A 5,435-nucleotide genomic window follows, 5' to 3' on the forward strand; every position below is an offset into this window, starting at 1 on the left:
TTATAAAATAGACTGAAAATAAAATTTAAAAATAGTGAAATTTCAGAAATATCACTATTATTATATAATAAAACAAAAAAACAGTATATAAATTCGATAAAATAAAAATTAAATATATAATGTTTTACATATATATTAATAAAAGGAAATATTATGCTATAATAGTACCGTATAAAATTATTTACGGGGGTGGTATTAACATGTTTCAATTTGAAACACAAATACACAAATTAAGACATGATGTTTTAACTGCAATAGCTAGGCTTGGAAAAGAAGATAACCTTACAAGAGAAGCAATGGATAATATTCAATATGAAATAATAAAAGGCGAGAAACCTACATACAGATGTTGTGTTTATAAAGAAAGAGCTATAATATCTGAAAGAGTAAATGTAAGTATGGGACTATTGCCAGGTCAAGATAAAATAGATTTAGATACAATGGATGTAGGAGAAGATGAACAAATAATATATATTTTAGAAGCAGCATGTGATAGTTGCCCAATAAACGAATTTACAGTAACTGATATATGTAGAGGTTGTTTAGCACATAGATGTAAAGAAGCTTGTAAATTTGGTGCTATTACACATGTTGGGGGAATGGCTTATATAAATCATGAATTATGTAAGGCTTGTGGAATGTGTAAAAAAGCTTGCCAATATGATGCCATCTCAGAGGTTGTAAGACCATGTAAGAGCGTATGCCCAACTAATGCTTTAGGGTTTGATAGAGAAAATATGAAAGCTATGATACATGAAGATAAATGTTTAAACTGTGGTGCGTGTATGTCAGCATGCCCATTTGGAGCGATATCTGATAAGAGTTTGATAGCTCCAGTAGCTAGAAAATTAGTACAAAAAGAAAAAATGTACGCAGTAGTAGCTCCAGCTATAACAGGTCAAGTTGAAGCAAATGTTACATATGGTCAAATAAAAAATGCTATAAAATCATTAGGTTTTGTCGATGTACTAGAGGCTGCTTGTGGAGCAGATGCAGTTACAGTTCATGAAAGTTTAGAGTTTGCTGAAAGAATGGAAGAAGGAGACTCTTTTATGACAAACTCTTGTTGTCCAGGATTTGTTGGTTACATAGAAAAGACATTCCCAGACCTTGTAGGAAAAATATCTTCTACTGTATCTCCTATGATAGCTAGTGGAAGATTTATAAAAAATTATGAACCTGATGCAAAAGTAGTATTTATAGGTCCTTGTACAGCTAAAAAGAATGAAGCGGCTAAAAAGGAATTAAAAGGAGCTGTTGATTATGTACTAACTTTTGAAGAAATAATGGCACTATTTGAAGCATTTGATATAGACTTAGCTAAGTGTTCAAATGAAGATATAGATGATGCATCAATATTTGGAAGAGGCTTTGGTGCTGCTGGTGGACTTACAAAAGCTATAGAAAATTATCTTGCTGAAAAAGGTATTGGAGTTAATTTCGAACCTGTAAAAATTTCTGGTTCAAGAGAGATTAAGAAGACAATGACTATGGCTAATTTAGGAAAATTAGAAGGAAACTTTATAGAAGGTATGATGTGCGAAGGTGGATGTATAAATGGTTCTGGTAAGTTCTTATCAGGTGCAAAGGTTAAAACCACTTTTGATAGAAAAAATTCTCAATCAACTAAGAAAAGTATTTTAGCAAATACAAAAATAAAAGATTTTAGTGATATAAATCTAGAAAAATAGATTTATAGATAATCATAAAAAATATAGATGAAGAATAGAGTTGTTCTAAGTTGTAATTTAACATTAGGATAACTCTATTTTTATTTAGACTTATATTAATATATTTAAGTACTTAAAATAAAAATTAGATATATAATATTTTGTATATAACTTAACAAAGACCATGCCTATGTTATAATAATTTATGGAAATAAATAAAAAATACAAGATACATAAGAGTATAAATATAGGTGAAATAGGTGGTTTATAGGGAGGAGTACTTATGTTTGAGTTTGAAACACAGCTAAAAAGATTGAAACATGAGATTTTAACAGTTGTAGCAAAACTATCAATTGAGGAAAATTTAACAAAAGAGAACATAGAAAAAATTCCATATGAAATAATTAAAGGAGAGAAAGCAAGATATAGATGCTGCGTTTATAAAGAGAGAGAGGTAGTTCTTGAACGAGCACAACTTGCACTGAGTTTGACACCAAATACTAAATATGAAAATATAAATCCAGATTCAGTAAATTTAGGCTCCAATGAGCAAATTATGTATATAGTGGAAGCTGCATGTGATAGATGTCCAATAAATGAATTTACAGTAACAGAACTTTGTAGAGGGTGTTTGGCACATAGATGTAAAGAAGCTTGTAAGTTTGGAGCAATTTCTTATATAAATGGAAGAGCTTATATAAACCATGATTTATGCAAAGCTTGTGGAATGTGTAAAAGTTCATGTCAATATGATGCTATCTCAGAGGTTATAAGACCATGTAAAAGTGTATGCCCAACTGGTGCGTTAGATTTTAATAGAGATACTATGAAAGCTATGATACATGAAGATAATTGTATAAATTGTGGCGCATGCATGTCAGCTTGTCCATTTGGAGCAATATCTGACAAGAGTTTGATAGTACCAGTTGCAAAAAAACTTGCAAGAAAAGAAAATATGTATGCGATAGTAGCTCCAGCAATAACAGGTCAAATTGATAGTAACATTACATATGGACAATTAAAAAATGCTGTAAAATCACTAGGATTTATAGATATGATAGAAGCTTCTTGTGGAGCAGATGCAGTTACAGTTCGTGAAAGTAATGAATTCATTGAAAGAATAAAATCTGGAGATAAGTATATGACAAATTCATGCTGTCCTGGGTTCTTTAAATATATAGAGAAAATGTTCCCAGATGAAGTTGATAAAATATCTTCTACAGTATCACCTATGGTAGCCACAGGAAGATTCGTAAAAAAATTTGATTCTGATGCTAAGGTAGTATTTATAGGTCCATGTACTGCAAAAAAGAGTGAGGCAACTGAGGAATGTTTAAAAGATGCAGTGGATTATGTACTAACTTTTGAAGAACTAATGGCATTATTTGAAGCTTTTAATGTAGATTTGTCAAAATGCTCAAATGATGATATAAATGATGGTTCAATTTTTGGAAGGGGATTTGGAGCGTCTGGTGGGCTCACAAAATCAATACAGAATTATATTGCTGAAAAAGGTATCAGTTTTGATTTTGAGCCTATAAAAGTTTCTGGACCAAGACAAATTAAGAAAACAATGACAATGGCTAAATTAGGTAGATTAGAAGGTAATTTTATAGAAGGAATGATGTGCGAAGAAGGCTGTATTAATGGAGCTGGTAAATTCTTATCAGGTGTAAAAGCTAAAAATACTTTTGATAGAAAAAATGGACAATCAACTAAGAAGAGTGTTTTATCTAATGATAAAATAAAAGAGTTTGAAGATTTAAATTTAGAAAGATAGTATTAATTGATATTTTAAAAAATACTTAGTTACAATTATAAAACTAAACTATTTGTTATATTTAATGCCACAAATATGCCTAGAATTTGCCCTTTTTCTAGGTGTATTTTATTATGTCAGCATTGCTATACTATAAATATGTAATAAATAAAATTTATAGGAGCTTTTGGATGAAGAAAATAATATTAAAAGACATCATGTTTTTAATTACAACGGTATCTTTGATTGCAGTGCTATTGATTGTAGTAAATGTAACTGCTAATGGTAAGACAGAATCAACAAGTAAATCTTATTTAGATAGTGAGAAAAATAGTATGAGTCAAAATAATATTCAAAATGATATAGAAAATACTGCATTTAAAACTACTATACTAAATACTGGAAAGTCAGATTGCATATTAATTGAGATAGGCAAGAAAGCTATAATGATTGATACAGGAGAAGATAAAGATGGTGAACAAATAGTTAATAATTTAAAAGAAAAAGGTATAAATACGCTTGATTATCTAATTTTAACTCATTTAGATAAAGACCACATAGGTGGAGTTGATAGTGTGTTGTCCAGTGTTAAAGTGAATAATTTAATACAAGCAAATTATAAAAAAGATAGTAAACAATATGATGAATATATTAACTCGCTTAAAAAAACTGGTATAGAGCCTACAGTATTGAAAGAAAAAATGAATATTGTAATCAATAAAGCAAAAATAAGCATACAGCCAGCTTTAAAAAGTAATTATGAGAGTTCAAACGATTACTCGATAATCACTAGTATAAATTATGGAACACATAACTTTTTGTTTGCAGGAGATGCAGAAGAAGAACGTTTAGCTGAATTTATAAGTAAAAATACTTTAAAATACGATTTTGCGAAAATTCCTCATCATGGAAGGTATGATAAATTAAGTGAAGCATTTTTAAAATCTATTTCACCAAAATATGCTGCTATTACTTGCTCACAGAAAAAAGAACCTGATGAAGAAGTATTAGAAATATTAAAAAAATTAGATATAAAAACTTTTCTTACTTCTAATGGAGACATAGTTATAGATAGTGACGGAAATAAGTTAAGTGTAAGTCAATAGTGTTTTCTGAAAAATTGTATAAAAAAATTTAAAAAAATCATTAGCAAATATGAGACCTTAAACATAGTATATTTTAGGAGCTGAAACTCCACATACAAAATAACTAGGAGGTAACATATTATGTTGGATAGATTTTTTGGTGAAGGCGGATTTGGCGGATGTGCTTGGTGGATAATAATATTATTTTTCTTATTCTTAGCATTCCAAGACTGTTGGGCTGAAATGGACTTATGTGCATGGATACCTTTCTTAATATTATTATTAATACTTTGCGAATGTGGTGATGTTTTTGATGGAGGATGTGGATGCTAAAAAAATCAATTTAAATGATTTAAAGAAGCTTATGGTGGGTATAAACAAAATACCAAACCAATCACAATCTAGTGTTTGAAGGTAGTCGGATATCCCCCGCTACCTTCTTTTTTTATTATTCAAAAATTATTTATTCATTATTTTATTTACATACAATAATTTTCTCTAGAAAGTTTGGTATAATTAAAAAGAAAATAAATTTTATTTATAGGAGATGTAAATATGGCTATAGTGGATAAGATTTTCAATGAGATAAAACTTATGGTTGCAAGATTCTTATTGGGGAAAAAATACAGTGAATATGAAGAAAAAGATTTAGTATATAATACTGAAGAAGAAGTTATATTAATAACTTTAAAAAGATTAGTTTTCCAGGGAAATGTGAATGAAGCAGAAGAAATTTTATTTGATAAAGCTAAAACTGTAAATAGTGAAAATATGCAGTATATAGCAATAGAATTTTATACTATGCTTATGGAAAAAACTGATGAAGAATTAGAGGCTATGAATTTTTCTAAACAAGAAGTTTATCAAGGTATAGAAGATATTAGGAAGGTTTTAAATTTAGAATAAAGTATGTATAAAAAT

Annotated in this window: 5 protein-coding genes; all 5 read left to right on the forward strand. The window is 28.9% G+C overall.

Annotation, left to right across the window (positions count from 1 at the left end):
• Positions 1–200: 200 nt before the first annotated feature.
• A complete protein-coding gene (locus KGF52_RS20115; protein WP_227829854.1) occupies positions 201–1,691 on the forward strand; it encodes a 4Fe-4S dicluster domain-containing protein in 1,491 nt (496 codons plus the stop codon).
• A 262-nt stretch (positions 1,692–1,953) separates the two neighbouring features.
• Entirely contained in the window at positions 1,954–3,450 is a 1,497-nt protein-coding gene (locus tag KGF52_RS20120; protein WP_227841404.1) for a 4Fe-4S dicluster domain-containing protein, read from the forward strand.
• 170 nt (positions 3,451–3,620) lie between these two features.
• Positions 3,621–4,535: an MBL fold metallo-hydrolase gene (locus KGF52_RS20125; RefSeq protein ID WP_227841405.1), complete on the forward strand. Its 915-nt coding sequence runs from the start codon at positions 3,621–3,623 to the stop codon at positions 4,533–4,535.
• A 120-nt stretch (positions 4,536–4,655) separates the two neighbouring features.
• Positions 4,656–4,847, forward strand: a complete 192-nt coding sequence (locus KGF52_RS20130) for a hypothetical protein (RefSeq protein ID WP_003418667.1) — start codon at positions 4,656–4,658, stop codon at positions 4,845–4,847.
• A 222-nt stretch (positions 4,848–5,069) separates the two neighbouring features.
• Positions 5,070–5,420 (forward strand): DUF6483 family protein, encoded by a 351-nt coding sequence (locus KGF52_RS20135; RefSeq protein ID WP_227436740.1) that lies wholly within the window; start codon positions 5,070–5,072, stop codon positions 5,418–5,420.
• Positions 5,421–5,435 lie beyond the last annotated feature (15 nt).

The sequence above is a fragment of the Clostridioides sp. ZZV15-6597 genome, assembly GCF_020657815.1.
GTDB lineage: Bacteria > Bacillota > Clostridia > Peptostreptococcales > Peptostreptococcaceae > Clostridioides.

Coding starts and splice junctions, on each gene's coding strand:
- KGF52_RS20115 (WP_227829854.1), top strand. CDS start 201: ATGTTTCAATTTGAAACACAAATACACAAATTAAGACATGATGTTTTA.
- KGF52_RS20120 (WP_227841404.1), top strand. CDS start 1,954: ATGTTTGAGTTTGAAACACAGCTAAAAAGATTGAAACATGAGATTTTA.
- KGF52_RS20125 (WP_227841405.1), top strand. CDS start 3,621: ATGAAGAAAATAATATTAAAAGACATCATGTTTTTAATTACAACGGTA.
- KGF52_RS20130 (WP_003418667.1), top strand. CDS start 4,656: ATGTTGGATAGATTTTTTGGTGAAGGCGGATTTGGCGGATGTGCTTGG.
- KGF52_RS20135 (WP_227436740.1), top strand. CDS start 5,070: ATGGCTATAGTGGATAAGATTTTCAATGAGATAAAACTTATGGTTGCA.